The sequence below is a fragment of the Pseudoalteromonas sp. GCY genome (assembly GCF_016695175.1).
In the GTDB taxonomy this organism is placed as follows: Bacteria; Pseudomonadota; Gammaproteobacteria; order Enterobacterales; family Alteromonadaceae; genus Pseudoalteromonas.
Genome location: NZ_CP068023.1, coordinates 88,884 through 107,500, shown reverse-complemented (window position 1 = coordinate 107,500; position 18,617 = coordinate 88,884). Strand labels below are relative to the sequence as shown.

At 43.5% G+C, this 18,617-nt stretch carries 14 protein-coding genes (1 of these 14 only partly in view); 9 read left to right on the top strand and 5 right to left on the bottom strand.

All coding sequences use genetic code 11. The features are described from left to right. Together gppA and rhlB are read right to left on the bottom strand one after the other, a co-directional pair. A protein-coding gene (gppA, locus tag JJQ94_RS05790) for a guanosine-5'-triphosphate,3'-diphosphate diphosphatase (protein WP_099031371.1) crosses the window boundary here: on the bottom strand, positions 1-965 show its 5' portion. The gene continues 544 nt to the left of window position 1, outside the view; only the first 965 of its 1,509 coding nucleotides appear in the window; it begins with the start codon at positions 963-965; its stop codon lies beyond the left edge, outside the window. A gap of 52 nt (positions 966-1,017) precedes the next feature. Further along, positions 1,018-2,298: an ATP-dependent RNA helicase RhlB gene (gene rhlB / locus JJQ94_RS05785; RefSeq protein WP_017219421.1), complete on the bottom strand. Its 1,281-nt coding sequence runs from the start codon at positions 2,296-2,298 to the stop codon at positions 1,018-1,020. Positions 2,299-2,389: 91 nt separating this feature from the next. On the opposite strand from rhlB, the gene trxA reads away from it, so the two are divergent. From trxA to JJQ94_RS05770, 3 genes are all read left to right on the top strand, one after another. Next, positions 2,390-2,716 carry a thioredoxin TrxA gene (gene trxA, locus JJQ94_RS05780; protein ID WP_099031372.1) on the top strand — a complete coding sequence of 109 codons (327 nt, stop codon included), beginning with the start codon at positions 2,390-2,392 and terminating at the stop codon, positions 2,714-2,716. Positions 2,717-2,921: 205 nt separating this feature from the next. Beyond that, positions 2,922-4,181 (top strand): transcription termination factor Rho, encoded by a 1,260-nt coding sequence (gene rho, locus JJQ94_RS05775; protein WP_010378171.1) that lies wholly within the window; start codon positions 2,922-2,924, stop codon positions 4,179-4,181. Between the two features lie 137 nt (positions 4,182-4,318). After that, positions 4,319-5,581 (top strand): methyl-accepting chemotaxis protein, encoded by a 1,263-nt coding sequence (locus JJQ94_RS05770; protein ID WP_099031373.1) that lies wholly within the window; start codon positions 4,319-4,321, stop codon positions 5,579-5,581. On the opposite strand, the gene JJQ94_RS05765 is transcribed toward JJQ94_RS05770, so the two are convergent. Continuing rightward, positions 5,578-8,412, bottom strand: a complete 2,835-nt coding sequence (locus JJQ94_RS05765; RefSeq protein WP_099031374.1) for a response regulator — start codon at positions 8,410-8,412, stop codon at positions 5,578-5,580. The two genes, JJQ94_RS05770 and JJQ94_RS05765, sit on opposite strands and share 4 nt — an antisense overlap. A gap of 71 nt (positions 8,413-8,483) precedes the next feature. On the opposite strand from JJQ94_RS05765, the gene JJQ94_RS05760 reads away from it, so the two are divergent. After that, positions 8,484-9,068: a DNA-J related domain-containing protein gene (locus JJQ94_RS05760; RefSeq protein WP_099031375.1), complete on the top strand. Its 585-nt coding sequence runs from the start codon at positions 8,484-8,486 to the stop codon at positions 9,066-9,068. Here the strand turns inward: JJQ94_RS05760 and dbpA are convergent. Continuing rightward, complete coding sequence (dbpA, locus tag JJQ94_RS05755) at positions 9,057-10,439, bottom strand: ATP-dependent RNA helicase DbpA (RefSeq protein ID WP_099031376.1); 1,383 nt, start codon at positions 10,437-10,439, stop codon at positions 9,057-9,059. The two genes, JJQ94_RS05760 and dbpA, sit on opposite strands and share 12 nt — an antisense overlap. Positions 10,440-10,629: 190 nt before the next feature. Here dbpA and JJQ94_RS05750 point away from each other — a divergent pair, with 190 nt between their 5' ends. Both JJQ94_RS05750 and JJQ94_RS05745 read left to right on the top strand, forming a co-directional pair. Next, a complete protein-coding gene (locus tag JJQ94_RS05750) occupies positions 10,630-12,024 on the top strand; it encodes a M20/M25/M40 family metallo-hydrolase (RefSeq protein WP_099031377.1) in 1,395 nt (464 codons plus the stop codon). A gap of 89 nt (positions 12,025-12,113) precedes the next feature. Next, positions 12,114-12,884, top strand: coding sequence for a tetratricopeptide repeat protein (locus tag JJQ94_RS05745; protein WP_099031378.1), 771 nt, complete (start codon positions 12,114-12,116; stop codon positions 12,882-12,884). Here the strand turns inward: JJQ94_RS05745 and JJQ94_RS05740 are convergent. Then, positions 12,881-15,493 (bottom strand): sensor domain-containing protein, encoded by a 2,613-nt coding sequence (locus JJQ94_RS05740; protein ID WP_099031379.1) that lies wholly within the window; start codon positions 15,491-15,493, stop codon positions 12,881-12,883. The genes JJQ94_RS05745 and JJQ94_RS05740 overlap by 4 nt on opposite strands. Before the next feature lie 316 nt (positions 15,494-15,809). Here JJQ94_RS05740 and ubiD point away from each other — a divergent pair, with 316 nt between their 5' ends. From ubiD to JJQ94_RS05725, 3 genes are all read left to right on the top strand, one after another. Further along, entirely contained in the window at positions 15,810-17,282 is a 1,473-nt protein-coding gene (ubiD, locus tag JJQ94_RS05735) for a 4-hydroxy-3-polyprenylbenzoate decarboxylase (protein ID WP_099031380.1), read from the top strand. Positions 17,283-17,359: 77 nt separating this feature from the next. Beyond that, positions 17,360-18,073, top strand: a complete 714-nt coding sequence (gene fre / locus JJQ94_RS05730) for an NAD(P)H-flavin reductase (protein ID WP_010378155.1) — start codon at positions 17,360-17,362, stop codon at positions 18,071-18,073. Positions 18,074-18,206: 133 nt separating this feature from the next. After that, positions 18,207-18,614: a CBS domain-containing protein gene (locus JJQ94_RS05725; RefSeq protein WP_099031381.1), complete on the top strand. Its 408-nt coding sequence runs from the start codon at positions 18,207-18,209 to the stop codon at positions 18,612-18,614. Positions 18,615-18,617: the final 3 nt, after the last annotated feature.

The window sequence follows — 18,617 nt, the reverse complement described above, 5'->3', positions numbered from 1 at the left end:
CGCTGAGTGAAACCATCCAATGTGCGCTGACAGATATCGACAGCCTGAAAATCAGGGATCATACTATAAAGTACACCCTCTCGAAGTGCGCCACCGGCAAGACCCATAGATTGAATATCCAATGACTTGAATAGTGCAATCAAAATTGCAAGGCCCGATACAAAGACTAAGCGGCGTTCTTCAATTAGCCCAGGTAAAGTTAGCGCAGCCACCGTTTCACATTCAATTGCTTTAAGCTTTACTTCTTCCAACTTGCTTAGCGTCAGTTGTTCATTCTCGCCCATCGCAGCGAAAATCTCCTGAATGGCTTGAACAGTACCTGACGCACCAATAGCTAACTCCCAGCCAAGCTTTTTATATTTGACCTGAATAGGCTGTATTACCTGCTTTGCTGCCTGCTCAGCAGCGTCAAAGTTTTCGAAACTTAATAGGCCATCGCTGAAATATCTATCTAGATAAGTCACACACCCCATATTTAAGCTTTTATACAGTAAGGCATCAAAGCCTTTTCCAATCACGACTTCGGTACTCGCGCCACCGATATCAATAACGAGTTGCTTACCTTGACAGGCAGATGTGTGAGCGACACCTTTATAAATGGTTTTCGCTTCCACTTCCCCACTGATCACATTTACCTGATGATTAAGGATCTGCTCCGCTTTTTCGATAAATGTGTGAGCGTTAATAGCCAAACGCAATGTCGCAGTCGCTACAATACTGACGTTTTGCTTGGGGATATCTTGTAAGCGCTCAGCAAACAAAGCAAGGCATTCCCATCCTCTTTGCATCGCCTCAAGCGACAATTCATTTTGGTCATTAAGCCCAGATGCCAGCCTCACCTTCCTTTTCACACGGCCAATTGTGTGAATACCGCCTGCCATATGTTTCGCTATCAACATATGAAAGCTGTTAGAACCTAAGTCTATTACAGCGTAAATATCTTCCTTCGAAGCAGTCTTTGCCACTTTTTAAACCTCAACAAATCGCTTTAAGCGCTTACTACTTTACTATCCAAGTTTACTTGGATTGTGGTTTTCTATAGCCACCTGTTCGGCGACCACCACCACGTTGCTTGTTACCACTATTACCATGGCCTGAATGACGACGTTTATTTACTTGAGGCGCACGCAAGTCAGTTAATAGTGCTGTTTTATCATAATGAGAAACAGGAATTGCATGCTCTATGTATTCCTCTATCTCATGTAAATTATAGGCGTATTGCTCGCACGCGAAACTAATCGCATGTCCAGATGCACCAGCTCGACCCGTACGACCAATGCGGTGAACGTAGTCTTCTCTGTCATCCGGCAAGTCAAAGTTGAACACATGACTTACTTCAGGAATATGTAAACCACGCGCAGCAACATCAGTCGCCACCAGTAAATCAACATCGCCACGCGTAAACTGCGCTAAAATTGATTGGCGTTTCTTTTGGTTCACATCGCCAGTAAGCAAGCCAGCACGGTGGCCATCTGCTTTCAGCCATGCATACACGTTTTCACAGCTGTGCTTAGTATTAGCAAAAATGATTGCCTTCTCTGGCCACTCTTCTTCAATCAAAGTCAGCAGTAAAGGGATTTTGTCATCTGTTGACGGGTGAAATAGCTCTTCTTGAATACGCTTGCCCGTTTTTACATCTGGCTCAATTTGTACATGAATAGGGTTGGTCATGTGTTCGAATGCTAACTCTTGCACTCTGTATGAAAGTGTTGCAGAGAATAATAGATTTAATCGCTCTTCACGACCTGGCATGCGATTGAACAAATAGCGAATGTCTTTGATAAAACCTAAGTCAAACATTCGGTCTGCTTCATCTAGCACAACCACTTCGATATCATTGAGGTTATAAGCACCCTGCTTATAAAAATCGATTAAACGCCCAGTCGTTCCGATTAGTATATCCGCGCCTTTTTCCAGTTGAGCCCGTTGTTTTTCGTAATCTTCGCCACCATATACAAGGGCAAGCTTAAGATCACAACGTGGCGCAATGACTTGCGCGTCCTTATGTATTTGTATAGCCAACTCTCGAGTCGGTGCCATAATAATTGCACGAGGTTGCGTTTTTTTATCCTTTTTGGTCTGCAATAGGCGATGACAGGTCGCGGTCAAAAACGCAAGGGTTTTGCCCGTACCAGTTTGTGCCTGGCCCGCGATATCGCGGCCTTCACAGATGTAAGGTATACACTTTGCTTGGATTGGCGTACAAAATTCGAAGCCATTTTCCTGTAAACCGGCGACCACTTCCGGTGCTAAAGCAAAGTCGTTGAATTTTTTATTGGTCAAATGTGTCTTAGTCATAGCAATAAAGCATAACGTTTAAACTTGCAATAAGAAACAAGAGTGTTTAAATACGCATTAAATATTTCGCCTAATTCTAACGGAGAGCGTAATGAGCGACAAAATTATCCAACTAACTGATGACAGCTTTGAAGCTGACGTAATCAAATCTAACAAGCCTGTACTAGTAGATTTCTGGGCAGAATGGTGTGGCCCTTGTAAGATGATTGCGCCTATCCTTGATGAAGTTGCAGAATCACACGGTGACCGCGTAGCGATCGGCAAACTAAATATCGACCAAAACTCAGGTACTCCACCTAAGTACGGTATCCGTGGTATTCCAACACTATTACTGTTTAAAGATGGTGCAGTAGCAGCAACTAAAGTTGGTGCTCTATCTAAGACTCAACTCGTTGAGTTCCTAGAAAACAACCTATAATTCAGGTTGTTAGACACTCTGCGGCATAACTGCCGCAGTTGTGAAGCTGATCTATATCATTTTTAATAGAATAAAATTTGTATAAACACTGGACGACCCGACGCCTAGCTGCTAACTTATAAAGCCACAAACCTTTAAGCTTTATCAAATCAACCTCTCTCGTGAAACTAACGAGAATGACAACTGTAATAAAGAACCCACCAATATGCATTTACGCGAATTAAAAGACAAGTCAATCAATGAACTTGTAAAACTTGCTGAGTCCATGGGACTTGAAAACGTAGCTCGTTTAAGAAAACAAGATATTATCTTTGCTATTTTGAAAGCGCACGCGAAAAGCGGCGAGAATATATACGGCGGCGGTGTTTTAGAAATTTTACAAGATGGCTTCGGCTTTTTACGTTCTTCAGAAGCATCTTACCTAGCTGGCCCTGATGATATTTATGTTTCTCCGAGCCAGATTAGACGTTTCAGCCTGCGTACCGGTGATACCATCGTTGGTTTAATCAGACCACCAAAAGATGGCGAAAGATATTTTGCATTATTGAAAGTTAATGAAGTTAACTTCGATAAGCCTGAAAACTCTCGTACCAAAATCCTATTCGAAAACCTAACGCCTATTCATGCTAATGAGCGTATGGTAATGGAACGAGGTAATGGTAGTACCGAAGATATTACTGCTCGAGTATTAGACCTTGCTTCTCCAATCGGTAAAGGTCAACGTGCACTTATCGTTGCACCACCAAAAGCGGGTAAGACAATGTTGCTACAAAACATTGCTCAGTCCATCACATACAACAACCCAGATGCAACTTTGATGGTACTACTTATCGATGAGCGTCCGGAAGAAGTAACTGAGATGCAGCGCCTTGTTCAAGGTGAAGTTATTGCCTCTACGTTTGATGAACCAGCTAACCGCCACGTTCAGGTAGCTGAAATGGTAATCGAAAAAGCAAAACGCTTAGTTGAGCATAAGAAGGATGTTATTATTCTACTTGACTCAATTACACGTCTTGCTCGAGCATACAACACGGTTATTCCTTCATCAGGTAAAGTATTAACTGGTGGTGTTGATGCCAATGCACTTCACAAGCCTAAGCGCTTCTTCGGTGCTGCGCGTAATGTTGAGGAAGGCGGAAGCTTAACCATCATCGCAACGGCACTTATCGATACCGGCTCTAAGATGGATGAAGTTATCTACGAAGAGTTTAAAGGTACGGGTAACATGGAACTACACCTAAACCGTAAGATTGCGGAAAAACGTGTATTCCCAGCTATCGACTTCAACCGCTCTGGTACCCGTCGTGAAGAACTGCTAACGAAAACTGATGAACTTCAGAAAATGTGGATCTTACGTAAGATTGTTCATGAAATGAGTGAGATCGATGCCATGGAATTCCTTATTGATAAGCTTTCCATGAGCAAAACAAACGATGAGTTTTTCGACTCAATGCGTCGTAAGTAATTAGACTCCAAGTCTAGTTATTGCAAAGCCAGCTTATGCTGGCTTTTTGCATTTCAGGTTCGCCAACTTCCTGTTTTTGTTCTATACCTACCTTATAAAATTAAAACGCATTTGAATAATGAGCCTAGGGACGTAGAATGAAGCCGAGTCGTATTATTGCCGCTATCACGCTTTTTAACTTGGCTTCTGTAACACTCGCAATTACCTTACTATCCTCTGATGAGGCTAAAGTAGCCGTCGCAGTTAGTGCTTTAACACTGGGGGCACTATTGCAATTCTTATGTTTTAAAAAAGCTTTTTCCGCTGAAAAACATATGGAACACCTAGTTCGCAATTTTATCAGTGACAATGGTGTCGACCTAACGTATCGCTTTAACGAACAAGATAAGAATATTTCCAAGTCCTGCCTACTAATGAATGATTGCTTCGCCGTTATAGAACATATAATTAGTGAAGTGTACGCATCTTCTTCTCGACTTCACCCAATGGCAGATAGCTTAAGAGATACCTATGCATCCATGACACAAAAGGCGACGCTACAACATACTCACGGTGAATACTTAGCCACCTCGATACAGTCTATGCTAGAGATTTCTGCGCGTTTAGATACTAGCTTAGAGCAGATCTACGCATCTGTAGAAAACGCCACAACGGCAGTGAAACAGACCCGATTAGATACCGATAAAAGTCAAGAAAGCCTGCTAACACTTGCAGATAACATCAAAAAAACCAGTGAACAAATAGAGTTACTCAAAACTGACAGCAATGAAATTAGTTCTGTGCTTGAAGTAATTAATGGTATTGCAGAGCAAACCAACTTACTTGCGCTGAATGCCGCAATTGAGGCCGCACGAGCAGGCGAGCTAGGGCGAGGCTTTGCCGTCGTTGCTGATGAAGTTCGTAATCTCGCAGCAAGAACGAGTCAATCTACCAAGGAAGTAAGCCAAGTAATTAGAAAAATACAATCAAGCACAGATTCTGTTTATGCGCTGATGCAAGCGGCGCTAAAGGAAACTGATAACACGGTAAAATTAAGCGAAGCTTCTACAAAAGAAGTGGATGAAATAGAAAACGCGATGCTTTCTATCAATCAAATGTCTCATGACATTCATCAACAAGTTGGAGAGCAGAAGCAAGCTTCTGACGCTGCTCAAGAAAGTATAGAGTCTATGGTACACCTAAATTCCGATGCACTTTCAAGTACAAAAATACAGGCCGTTTCCAATCGCGACCTTATAGCCCTCTCGCAAAGCATTCATGAAAAACTGTCTATTTTTAAAATCACCGACTACACCCCAGAACTAGATACCAGAACAGACAGCTCCCGTGTATCAATCAGTGATGTTAAGCAACCTGACAATTTAAAGCTGGAAGATTCAGACGATATAGAGTTATTTTAGGAGGCTAATGATTCTTGAGACTTTAACTGATCACACATTGCTAAAAACAAAGATTGAAATTGATCTTCGCCCCCTTGCTTTAATACTTTCTCAAATTCTATAGCGATACTCGCAAGCTCCGGAAATTCAAACATAGATGCCGCCCCCGCCAGCTTATGACAAATAGTCTGAAGTGTGATCAGGTCTTTGTTTTGCCAAGCATCAATCAGCAAGTAGCGCTCTTGCTCAAAAGTGCTTGCGAAACTATCTCGCAAATCCGATAAATCAATATTAAGTTCATACGCTTTGCCGTCAGACTCAAAGTTTAAATGCGTATTCAATACGGCTAATAATTCATTTTTATTAATCGGCTTGCCAATATGACCATTAAATCCTGAATCAATATATGATTTTACCTCTTCCATCAGTACATTAGCGGTTAACGCGTATATTGGACCAGAGTAGCCCGCCGAGCGAATGATCCGAAGTGCCTCGACCCCGTCCATTCTTGGCATTTGAATGTCCATAAGCACCAAATCAGGAAAGTCACTAAGACACTGTTCAACCGCTCGAGCACCATTTTCGGCTACAATAACCGTCGCCCCCGTTCGCTCAATCATGCGAGAGAATAGTTGCCGATTCTCTGGGTGATCTTCCACAACCAGCACCGTACCTGAGAGCAAAGGTTGCTTGGACTGCGGCTCTTGAATTTCGGCAATAGCCGTATTGAGGTAAACCGTACAAGGGACATTGAAGGAGAAAACACTGCCATGATCGACAACACTTTGTACTTTGATTTCACCATTCATCATGTGAGCAAGCTGGCTCGACAAGCTTAATCCGAGCCCAGAGCCACCAAAGCGCCTTGTTATACTGTTGTCAGCTTGTTGGAAATTATCAAAAATTCGGCCTATCTGCTGCTCAGTCATGCCAATGCCAGTGTCCTTCACCACAAACTGTAAACCATGGTGCGTTTCAGATACCGCCAATTCAATACGGCCTTTTTCGGTAAACTTTAGGGCATTACTTAGCAAGTTTATCAGTATTTGTTTTACTCGAATGTAATCTAGACGCACGTAAGCGTTAGCCCTTACCTGATCACAGACGATAAACTCCAATTGCTTACTCTGTATATTTTGTTGAAACATATCACATAAGTCAGCAAGTAAGCTGCTTACCGAAAATTCCGTCGCTTCTAGCTCTAACCGCTCGGCTTCGATTCGACTTAAATCCAAAATATCATTGACGAGATCGCGTAAATGCAATCCTTGATTATAAATAGTTCTGACCGATGCTTGTGCCTGAGCATTTAAATCTTGTTCGACCAACAAGTCTTCTGCGTGTCCCAGCACCGTAGTAAGTGGCGTTCTGATTTCATGGCTCATGTTTGCCAGAAATTGACTTTTCACTTGATTGGCCGCTTTTAACTCATCCGCTTTTTGCTGAAGCTCAGATGTTCTTAATGCCACTTTTTGGCTTAACTCCAGTTTTGCTCTTTGCTCAACCTTACGTCGATAGAGTGCGAAAGTTGTCAGTAAGGTTAATAGCGCGATGATAACACCCAACAATTGTAACTGGCTGCGCTGCTCCTCTTTCAATAGCTGTAATTTTTGTTCTTGCTTGAGCACTTCGACTTCTCGAGAAAGCTCACTGGCCTCATACTTAGCACGATAGTCATTAATCCGTTTCAGCATGTCATCATTCATCAAGCGGTTTTGCGCTTCCAAATTTTGTGAGTCATAGTCTCTAGCGCGCTTAATATTTCCTTGTGCCGCCTCAATCAGAGCTAGCAAACGAAGTGCCATACGTTCTCTTTTCTGTTCATGCATAACTCGACTAGCCGCTAAACTTTGTTCTGCATTAGTCAGGGCTTCTGTCAGCCGCCCTTGAGCGAAGAAGATTTGTGCTAAGGTAAATTGGGCTTCCATAAGGTTGGCAGGATTCTGAGCCTTTTCAGCATAATAGAGCGCAAAGTTGGCTTCTTTTTCGGCTAGTTCTAATTGGTTTTGTGAATAGCTCAATAAGGCAAGATTGCCATATTCAAATGACAAGTGGCGGACGTCATTCTGCGCTTCATAATAAGCAATTGCTGCTTGGTATGACGCTTTGGCAAGCGCGGGGCGTTTAGTCTCAGTGTATAGCACACCAAGATCTGCCTGAGCTAGCGCAACACCATATTCATCGTTTAACTCGACGAATGCGTTTAGGGCTTCATGGAGCATTTCTTCCGCTTTGTCATAGGCACCTTGACGAATATAAACACCCGATATATTTAGTAAAATATCGGCATGATCTTGAGCATCGCCAAACTCTTGGTAAAGCTCATCAGCTTTTAAATAATTATGTAGTGCTAAATCCAGTGTGAAGCTATTAAAATACGCTAGACCCAAATTACTATGTAAATTGGCCATTTCTATGGGGACATTACGTTGCTCAGCTAGCGCTAATGCTCGTGAGTAAAACTCGATTGCCTGTTGATAATGACCGAGGTAAAAGTAGCAGATCCCTTGAACCTTCACTGCTGTAAAATGGTTGTCACTCAGTCTATCTGATTGCGTTATCAACTCTAACTGATTGAGAAAAACGAGTGCATCTTTGAATTGATTTTGTTTAAAAGCAGACTTACCTAGGCTAAGCAAAAGCTCTACTTTTCTTGCCTTTCCCAGTTGTTGTTCCGCGAGCAACTCGGTGCCCAGCGTTTTTTGTTGTTGCCAATTGGTGGTTTGCTCCACCTCTGAGATGCGCTCAGCAAGGGGGCTATCATTTAGTGTGGCGTTAACTTGAAAACAACTGGAGAAACACAGACAACAGGCAAACACAGACCATGGCTTTAGTTGCCTCGATAAATTCATTGTTGCTCTCCATTGCTTATCATTTAGTCTGCGTGGTAGTGTGAAGATACACCAAGACTAAAGAGGCGACAATGTTCAATCCGCTAACAGATGTTATTTTTAGACTAATTTGTCAGAATCAATCTTTAAAAGTACACACTCTTGCCGCTGCTCTGATGGAACAACAGCAACTACCTCGCCTTGATGAAGATGAAAATAAAAATCTATTTAAACGTAACTTCCTGATCATGAATGCCCTGTATCAACTTCAGCAAGAAGTGTTAGCTGAGGGCCAGTATCTACATGTTGAAGCACTCAATATTTATCTAGCTCCACAATTAGATGAACACCAATTAGCATTAGATGATCCGCTCAGAAGTTACTATTTAGACTGGCAGCATTACGAAACCAGTAGTGAAGAAGTCAGTGCTCTGTTGGATAACTTTTGGCAGCGCTTTGCATTTAATGGCGCTCGCCAGCAACTTGCCATCAAACCTGACGAATTAAACGCGATTAAAACACGCTGGAGACTTTCTGAAGATTATGATCGCAGGATGTTAAGTCAATGTTGGAGAAAACAGGCCCTGACTCATCACCCGGATAAATCAGGTGATGAGGAGACTTTCAAACGCTTAATGAACGAGTATGAAATACTCAAGCAGGCCTTAAGCACGTAAGGCTTTATAGCGCTTATTTTTAATCTTACTATTGTTAAGCTTACGTAGTGCAGGCTTCACTGCCTCGCGTTTTACAGCCACGAATGTTTGCACATCATAAATATTGATTTTACCAATTTGCTTAAAGCTTATGCCCTCTTCACCCGTCAAACTGCCTACGATATCTCCTTTGCGGAGTTTTTGCTGCTTTCCGCCTTCAATCATTAGGGTCACCATATTCGACTTATAGGCTGGTTTTTCGAGCAGTGAATGACCCGGCAACGTGCCATGTTTTAGCTCTTGACCATATATTTCCGCCAACTGTTTTATTTTGAAGGCTTCTTTTTCTCCATAAAGAGATACTGCGATACCTTTATGCTCACCCCGACCCGTACGACCAACACGGTGAATATGCGTTTGCGGCTCAAGTGCCAAATGATAGTTAACCACAAGCTCAACTTCCTCAACGTCGAGCCCTCGAGCGGCAACGTCAGTGGCAACTAAAATATTGGCACTCTTATTGGCAAAAGTGAGCAATGACCACTCACGTGCACCTTGATCTAAATCGCCATGTAACTCGACGCAAGCAAGTCCGGTTTGACGTAATTCTTCGAATAGTCGCTTAGTCTCAGCTTTGGTATTACAAAAAACGATACAGCTTTGCGGCTGGTGCTGCATTAACAGCACTCTCAGCGCGTTAAAGCGCATTCTATTGTTGTCTAATTTATAAAAGGTTTGCTTAATGCTGTGGTGTGCTTGTTCTTCTTTCGCTTCAACAAACTCTGGCTCACGCATATATTGCTTCGCCAGTTTCATGATCTTGTCTGGGTAAGTCGCACTAAACATCAGTGTTTGTCGAACTTCAGGCACATACACTAGAATGCTTTCTAGCGTTTCAGTAAAGCCCATATCCAACATCTGATCGGCTTCGTCGAATACCACAGTCTGCGTTTCAGTCAGCATGAGTGAGCCATTAAAAACATGCTCTTCAACCCGACCAGGTGTACCAACAACAATATGCGCGCCATGTTGTAACGCCCGAGTTTGAGGTTCAATTGGCGTTCCTCCGCAAAGTGTTTGCACTTTAACGTTACCAATTAAAGCCGCAACTTTTCTGATCTCTTGCGCCACTTGGTCAGCCAACTCTCTCGTTGGGCACAATACCAAAGCTTGAACCTCATTGCACTCGGGCTGCAACTTATTCAGCAGCACAAGTGAAAACACCAGTGTTTTACCAGATCCGGTTTTCCCTTTCACGACTATATCTCGTCCAGTCAGCGCCGGCGCTAAACTCACAGATTGTACTGCCGTTGGCACCATGTAGTTAAGATCTACAAGGCGCTGAGCAAGCGCTTGGTTTAGAGGTAATTGAGAAAATGAAGTGATCGACACAGTGCTTTCCTATTCGCTATCTTAATCGCGTATTTTATACCAAATGTGTAAATTCGCTAACCGCTTTACCCTATTATTCCAAGATAAAGCGCCCTAGATTGTGGATGAATTTTCCTCATCGCAATACACGGACTTACATCACAATTTATGCTTTAATCGCTTGGTAACTCCATTTTTACCAAGGATTATCATGAAGTTTAAATCACTATTGGCATTTGGTTTATTAAGCGCAGGTTTGAGCACAGCACTGCAAGCCGAAGAATTTACTACACAACAACTAGAACAAGTTAAACAAGTCAGAGAAGCGGCAAGCCACAGCAACCTAAGCTGGCAATTACTGGAATCCCTCACCACAGAAGTAGGCCCACGCTTACCGGGTACCGAAAATGATAAAAAAGCGGTAGCTTGGGCAAAGAAACAATTTGAGCAGCTGGGCTTTGACAAAGTCTGGCTTGAGGAAGCGACCTTTCCTGAATGGCGCCGCTACCATGAGTCTGCAAAAATACTGATACCGAGCGAACAACCACTGCACCTTACTGCGCTCGGTAACAGCGTTAGCACACCAAAAGATGGGCTAAGTGGTGAGGTGGTTTTATTTGAAACCCTCGATGAGCTTATTGCCGCGCCAGACAATAGCTTAAAAGGTAAAATAGCCTTTATTAACTACCGCATGAACCGCGATATTGATGGTAATGGCTATGGACCCGCGGTAAGAGCTCGTAATAGCGGCGCCGTAGAAGCAGCTAAAAAAGGCGCTATCGCCTATATGATGCGCTCAGTCAGTACCAGCCACCACCGCTTCGCGCACACTGGCGGCAGTCACTATAAAGCGGGAGTGACAAAGATCCCGTCAACTGCAGTTGCGAACCCAGACGCGGATCAGCTAGCACGCCTTATCAACTCAGGTCATGCCGTTAAAGTCGCGCTAAATATTCAAACCGAGGACTTAGGTGAAGGAACCAGTTACAACGTCATCGGTGAATTCACGGGCACCGAATTTCCAGAGCAATATGTCTTGATTGGTGGCCATTTAGACTCTTGGGATCTGGGTACTGGTGCGCTCGATGATGGCGCGGGTGTTGCGTTAACAATGGCAGCAGCGAAACATATTGCCGATGTAAAACGCCCTAAACGTAGTGTCCGCGTAGTCCTATTTGCTGCAGAAGAGCTAGGTCTTTGGGGAGCAAAAGCCTACTTTAAAAAGCATCAGGCAGAATTAGACCGCATCGTAGCCGCGTCCGAGTCCGATTTTGGTGCGGACGTAGTGTATGCATTTGAATCAAACGTAAATGCCGCCTCTTTACCGGTTGTACGTGAAATTGCAAAGCAGTTGGCACCACTCGGCGTTACTTATATTGGCAAAAATAGCGCACATGGTGGTCCTGATTTAATTCCGCTGAAAAATGCCACATCGGCTCCCATCTTTGCTTTACACCAAGATGGCACGGATTACTTTGATTATCACCACACTGCTGATGACACACTTGATAAAGTCGATCCAGCAAAATTAAAGCAAAATACCGCGGCATACGCCGTATTTGCCTTAATGGCTGCCGACGCCAAAACGAAAATGGCAGGGAAATAAAATCTTACACTTACGGGGACAAGTACACTTGTCCCCTACACTCAAGTTGCCTACCTTAGACATACCCACACGTAACTAACTAATAGAATATGGAAATCAAAAGCGTATTTTTTTCCTTTTACGACACAATATTCAACTTTATCAGTAAATATAAAGTTGCCGTGTCGACACTGATTGTGGTCACTATTGCACTTTACTTTTATAACCAACATCAACAACAAATCGCTAGTTATCAAATATACTTAGCATCCCCACAAATCGATGACCTGATTATTTTCGATGCAGGTAAAAACACAGGGCAAGCTTATGATCCTGCTTTTCAGGTCTTACAAATTACTGAGCTGACAGATGACAACATTGAAGTAAAGGAAAGTGCCTACACTTACCGTACAATGCGTAACATCACCCGAGATATCCGTGTCAGCATGCTAATGACCGATCATTATTTTAAGCCACAAAGGCTGACGCTAGAAAAAGATAACCTATTAGACTTACTTGACGATGAAACCATAATCTCCGTCTACAGACCCGTAGGGATCCATGTGCTTGGCGGCGTTGTTAGACAACGATTCAAAAAGCCGAAGCCACTATATAATGGACCTAAGATCTCTGCACGGAATCAAGAAGCAATTCGCGCTTACAGCCTAGGAGATTTTGAAGAAGCAAAAACGGGATTTGCAGCGGCGGCTAAAACTGGCAATCCCTGGGCACAATATAACTATGGAACAATGCTTCGTGACGGTGAAGGCGGTGCAAAAGACATTAAAAAAGCGATCCACTGGCTTAAACTTGCCGCCGAGCAAGGTAATCATAAAGCACAAACGGCCCTGACTAAGTTATGTCAAGACCACCCATGTTAACTGTGACTTTGCTTGTGATACTGCATGGTTAGAACGTTTGCTTCAAACTCTTGCTGTGCCACCGGTTTAGAATGGAAATAGCCTTGTGTCATATCACACAGTAAATTCTTTAAAAACATACATTGTGCAGGGGTTTCAACCCCTTCCGCAATGACTCTTAAGTTTAATTTATGCGCCATCAAGATAATCGCACTGACGAGCGCTTTATCTTCTTCATCTTCTGGTAAATCACGAATAAAGGTTCTATCAATTTTCAATTTAGAAAGCGGGAAGCGCTTGAGGTAACTCAACGACGAATATCCAGTACCGAAGTCGTCAATCGCCAGTTCTACGCCCATTTCTCTGAGTGCCTTCAATTGCGATAATATTTTATCTGAGTTTTCAACCAGCACCGACTCTGTGATTTCCAATGTCAGATATTTCGCTTCCAGTTTGGTATCTCTAAGTACTTTTCTTACTAGCTCGACCATATCTTGGCGTTTAAACTGAATACTAGAAACGTTAACTGCAATAAATAAGGGCCTACCGTAGTTGTCTTGCCAGGCTTTAACTTGAGAACAAGCGTGATACAGCACCCACTCTCCAATGGGTAAGATAAGGCCTAGTTCTTCGCAAACGGGAATAAACTGATCGGGTGAAACATGGCCCAGCAACTCACTTTTCCATCTTAACAACACCTCGCAGCCAACGAGGTCGCCGCTGCCAAGCTGTGAAAAAATAGGCTGGTACACCAGTGATAATTCTCGATTAGACAGTGCTTTATGCAAAGCACTTTCTAACACGCTACGCGCTTTGGCATGTTGATGCATCGCTGAAGTGTAGAATTGAAAACAGTCGCGACCATGTTCCTTGGCTTTATACATTGCACTGTCGGCATTACGTAGCAAGATTTTTCGATCGGTGCCGTCATCTGGGTAAAGCGTGATCCCCATACTACCGGATACATAAGCTTCGTGCCCTTCCAAATGAAAAGGGTTAGCTAACGCACGTAAAATCTTAGTCGCAACCAGCTCTAAATCACTGATAGAACTTATATCTTGTAGCAATAACGCAAATTCATCCCCACCTAATCTTGCAACGGTATCAGAACTGCGCACGCACTCATTAATACGGTTTGCAGCTTCTTTGAGTAATAGATCACCAATATGGTGCCCAAGCGTGTCATTCACCGCTTTAAAGCGGTCAAGATCGATAAAACAAATTGCAAAGCGCTCTTCTAGCTGAGCTGCTCGTTTTAATGCTAAATCAAATTTAACGTGATAATGATGCCGGTTTGCAAGGCCCGTCAAACTATCAAAGTTGGCTTGCTGCCACATCAACTGTTCGTTACGTTTCCTCGAAGTAATATCGCTGAATAGGGCTACATACATATCAATTTCCCGAGCTTCGTTAAATACTGCGGATACCTGCAGCCAACTCGGATAAATTTCACCATTTTTACGCTTATTCCAAATCTCTCCTTCCCAATGGCCTTTGTTAACCAAGTCATCATATAACGCATTGAAAAAGCGCTCATCGTGACGTCCAGAATTGAGGATTGCCGGCGTTTCCCCAATTACTTCATCCATGCCAAAACCTGTAATTTCGCTAAATGCGCGATTTACCATTTGGATTTGATTATGCTTGTCGGAGACCAACACGCCTTCAGTGGTTGTCGCAAATACCGTACTTGCTAAACGCTGCTCTCGTTCATTCTCAAGTTCTTCGGTGATATCTTGGATGACATAAATGAAGCCAAGCTTTGCTTGTGTTTCACTTACTACAGGGGCACAAGAAACCCGAACATTGCGATAACCAAATCGAGCATCTAATTGACATTCCAATGTTCCATCAAGCAACAATCGTTCGCTGTCTAATGCATCGAACAGGGTATAAATAGACTTGGATTTTAGATTTTCAAAGCGTTCGAAGTCACTAAGCACTGAGCCATTAGCAGCCTCAATATGATGTGTTTCATCCGTAAACACCAAGTACGCTGTCATACAATCAAAAATGGCACTGAGTTTCGCACCTTGGTCTTGTGCTCGCTGATTGGAGCGCCTTAGCCTGACCAAAACGGTCATCAATACTGCCATCGATAGAATCAGCACAGCTATCACCGCAGTTAACAAAATAACCTGTACCATATTGGCTTGCTTGATTTTTTCAGTCTGCAGCATGACCTGTTGTTCAAGATTGGCTTGGTAATGCCAGAGATCTTGCTGTAGCTTACGCTGCTCACTCATATCTTGAATGATAGAAAGTAACCTAGGTTTGCCATCGCTATCCTCAAATGGTGTTGAGTGAACACTCACCGTTTTCACACTGCCGTCTGCGGTTTGATGTTGGAAGATAAAATAATTACGGCCTTCATTTAATGCCGCTTGGCGCTCATTAGCAACCTGCTCGGCAGTAAATAAGTTGATATCTTGTATGACTTTTGACTCTAATACCGCCTCGCTGTATCCATAAAATGCGGCAGCTGCCTTATTGGCATCCAAAATTTTTCCAGACGTGGGCTCAATGATCAGCATCACCGCACTATGATTAGAAAAAGTATAATATGGTAACTCGTTAGCTGGCGCTGACATACAAAACAGCAACAGCAGCCCCCCGAGCAATTTTGACATCAACTTCAAACTCAGACCCCTCAGGATATCGTTTTATGCAACCGCGGCGACTATAGCGCAAAGGGTATGTGAGCTACATCGAAAGTCGATTTTTGCTTGTTTCATATCAAAACAACTCAACACACACATCTATTTATAACAATTTATACACTTGCTCTGGCGCACTGACAAGCCGATAAGTTCTGAAAGTGTAGTCTATTTCGCAATAGTGTAGACGCAAAAGTGGGTAACTAAACCTTTTCACCATCCCATCCGTACAGCTAGGAAAAATATGCCTAGTTGATATACTAAGCCAAACTCAATTCATAGTGCGCCAATGAAATACCAAGACTTACGAGATTTTATAACCCAGCTTGAAAAACAAGGAGAACTTGTTCGCGTCAAGCAGCCCATTTCCACCAAATTAGAAATGACTGAAATAGCAGACAGGACGCTGCGAGCAGGTGGACCCGCAATCCTATTTGAAAACCCTGTTGGTTATGACATCCCTGTACTGGCTAACCTATTTGGCACACCAAAGCGCGTTGCAATGGGGATGGGACAAAGCGATGTCAGTGAACTAAGAGAAGTCGGCAAGTTACTCGCTTTTTTAAAAGAACCCGATCCACCGAAGGGAATTAAAGAAGCCATTGGCCAGCTACCGGTATTCAAACAAGTGTTGAATATGCCTGCCAAAGAAGTGAAAAAAGCCCCATGCCAAGAAGTCGTATTGAGCGGTGGTGAGGTCGATCTCACTAAACTACCTATTCAACATTGCTGGCCTGGTGATGCAGCACCTTTAATCACGTGGGGGTTAACGGTAACCAAAGGTCCTTATAAAAAGCGTCAGAACTTAGGGATTTATCGTCAGCAGCTATTGGGTAAAAACAAAATTATTATGCGCTGGCTATCACATCGCGGCGGCGCGCTTGATTTTCAGGAGTGGTGCAAAGAGCATCCGGGCGAACCGTATCCGGTATCTGTTGCACTTGGCGCTGATCCGGCGACGATTTTAGGTGCGGTAACCCCGGTTCCAGATACCTTGAGCGAATATGCATTTGCTGGTCTATTGCGTGGTAGTAAGACGCAGGTCGTTAGATCTATTTCTAACGACCTGCAAGTACCAGCGAGTGCCGAAATCGTCTTAGAAGGATATATTCAACCGGGCGAGCTCGCGCCAGAAGGTCCATATGGCGATCACACCGGCTACTACAATGAAGTTGACGACTTCCCTGTAATGACTGTCACCCATATGACGCATCGCAAAGATCCAATTTATCACAGCACTTATACGGGCCGCCCGCCTGATGAGCCTGCCATTCTTGGCGTTGCCCTCAACGAAGTATTCGTGCCGATTTTACAAAAGCAATTTCCGGAAATCGTCGATTTTTACCTTCCACCAGAAGGCTGCTCATACCGCATGGCGGTCGTCACCATGAAAAAACAGTATCCGGGGCATGCTAAACGCGTGATGATGGGCGTATGGTCTTTCCTTAGACAGTTTATGTACACCAAGTTTGTCATTGTTTGCGATGATGATGTAAATGCTCGTGACTGGAATGATGTGATTTGGGCGATAACAACACGTATGGATCCCGCTAGAGACACCACCTTAGTTGAAAGCACGCCTATCGATTATCTCGATTTTGCTTCCCCCGTGTCTGGACTTGGTTCTAAAATGGGTATGGACGCAACCAACAAATGGCCGGGTGAGACCGACCGTGAATGGGGCCAGCCTATCGTTATGGATCCCGAGGTTAAACAACGCGTTGACGAAATTTGGGATACCCTAGGGATCACCATCAAATGACATATATCATCTAACATTGTGCACTCAGCTATGCTAGAGTGCACAGACTTTAGCCACGTGCTTAATAAAGGTAACACATGCAAGTATTAGCAGCAGAGGTTGTCTCAATTACACCTCTTACGGAATTTGTTCACAAAGTTATATTAAAACCTGAAGAAGCGGTGCAATTCGAAGCCGGCCAGTATCTGCAATTGGTACTTGGTGAAAAAGACAAACGTGCTTTCTCGATTGCCAGCAGCCCTTCAAAAACAGAGCAGTTAGAGTTACATATCGGTGCTTCTGGCGCTGACTCTTATGCCATGCAATCACTAGATCACCTACGTAACGCTTTTGATACAAAGCAAACCGTTGCATTAGAAGTTGGTCTTGGCGTCTCTCAGATCCGTGTTGATCAAGCGCGTCCACTAGTACTACTTGCCGGCGGCACAGGGTTTTCTTATGTCAAATCTATGGCCGATCACTTGGCTGAAACGGGTTACGACCAACCAGTATTATTTTACTGGGGTGTAAAAGAAGAAGCTGCGTTGTATGCAAAAGCGGAGATGGAAGCTTGGGCCGCCTCAAATAAACATTTCCAGTTTATTCCTGTGGTAGAAAATGCCAGTGAAGCATGGAAAGGCCATCGTGGTTTCGTTCATCAGGCTGTGATGAAAGATATCGTTTCTTTAGAGCCGTACAGCATTTATATGGCTGGCCGCTTTGACATGATTGGCATCGTGCGTGATGACTTTATCAATCATGGTGCTGAGCGCGACTTTATGTATGCCGACGCCTTTGCGTTTATTAAATAGCGATTTATACAATGTGTGACTGATCTTTAGTCACACATCGAAAAAACAGAACAAACCAATCAAAATAATCCATTTTACCAAGAAAATCTCACCCGCTACTCTCATATTACACACAAACACCGCAAGAAGTATGATGAGTAAACTCTATGTTCGTGACATCATGTCACCCGATTTCCCACTATTAACCGCCGAGACCGAACTGACCAACGCGATTAGTTTGCTGCAAAAGCATCATTTAATTGGTGCACCAGTGATAGATTCACAGCGTCATCTTGTTGGATTTATATCAGAGCAGCAGCTGCTCAAGCCTTTGCTTAATTCTAGCTACTTTTGTGATGGTAAAGTACAGCTGAGAGATTTACTGGCAACGCCTGCCCTCAGCATTGAAGCTGCAACAACCGTTGTCGACCTTGCACAACGCATGCAGCAAAATAGTCCTAAGGTTTATCCCGTACTCAATGAAGGCAAAGTTATTGGTATTGTGACACGCAGCCAAGTCGTTGCGGCACTAAAAGAGAGTTATCTTAGCTGTGCGGGGTGATCC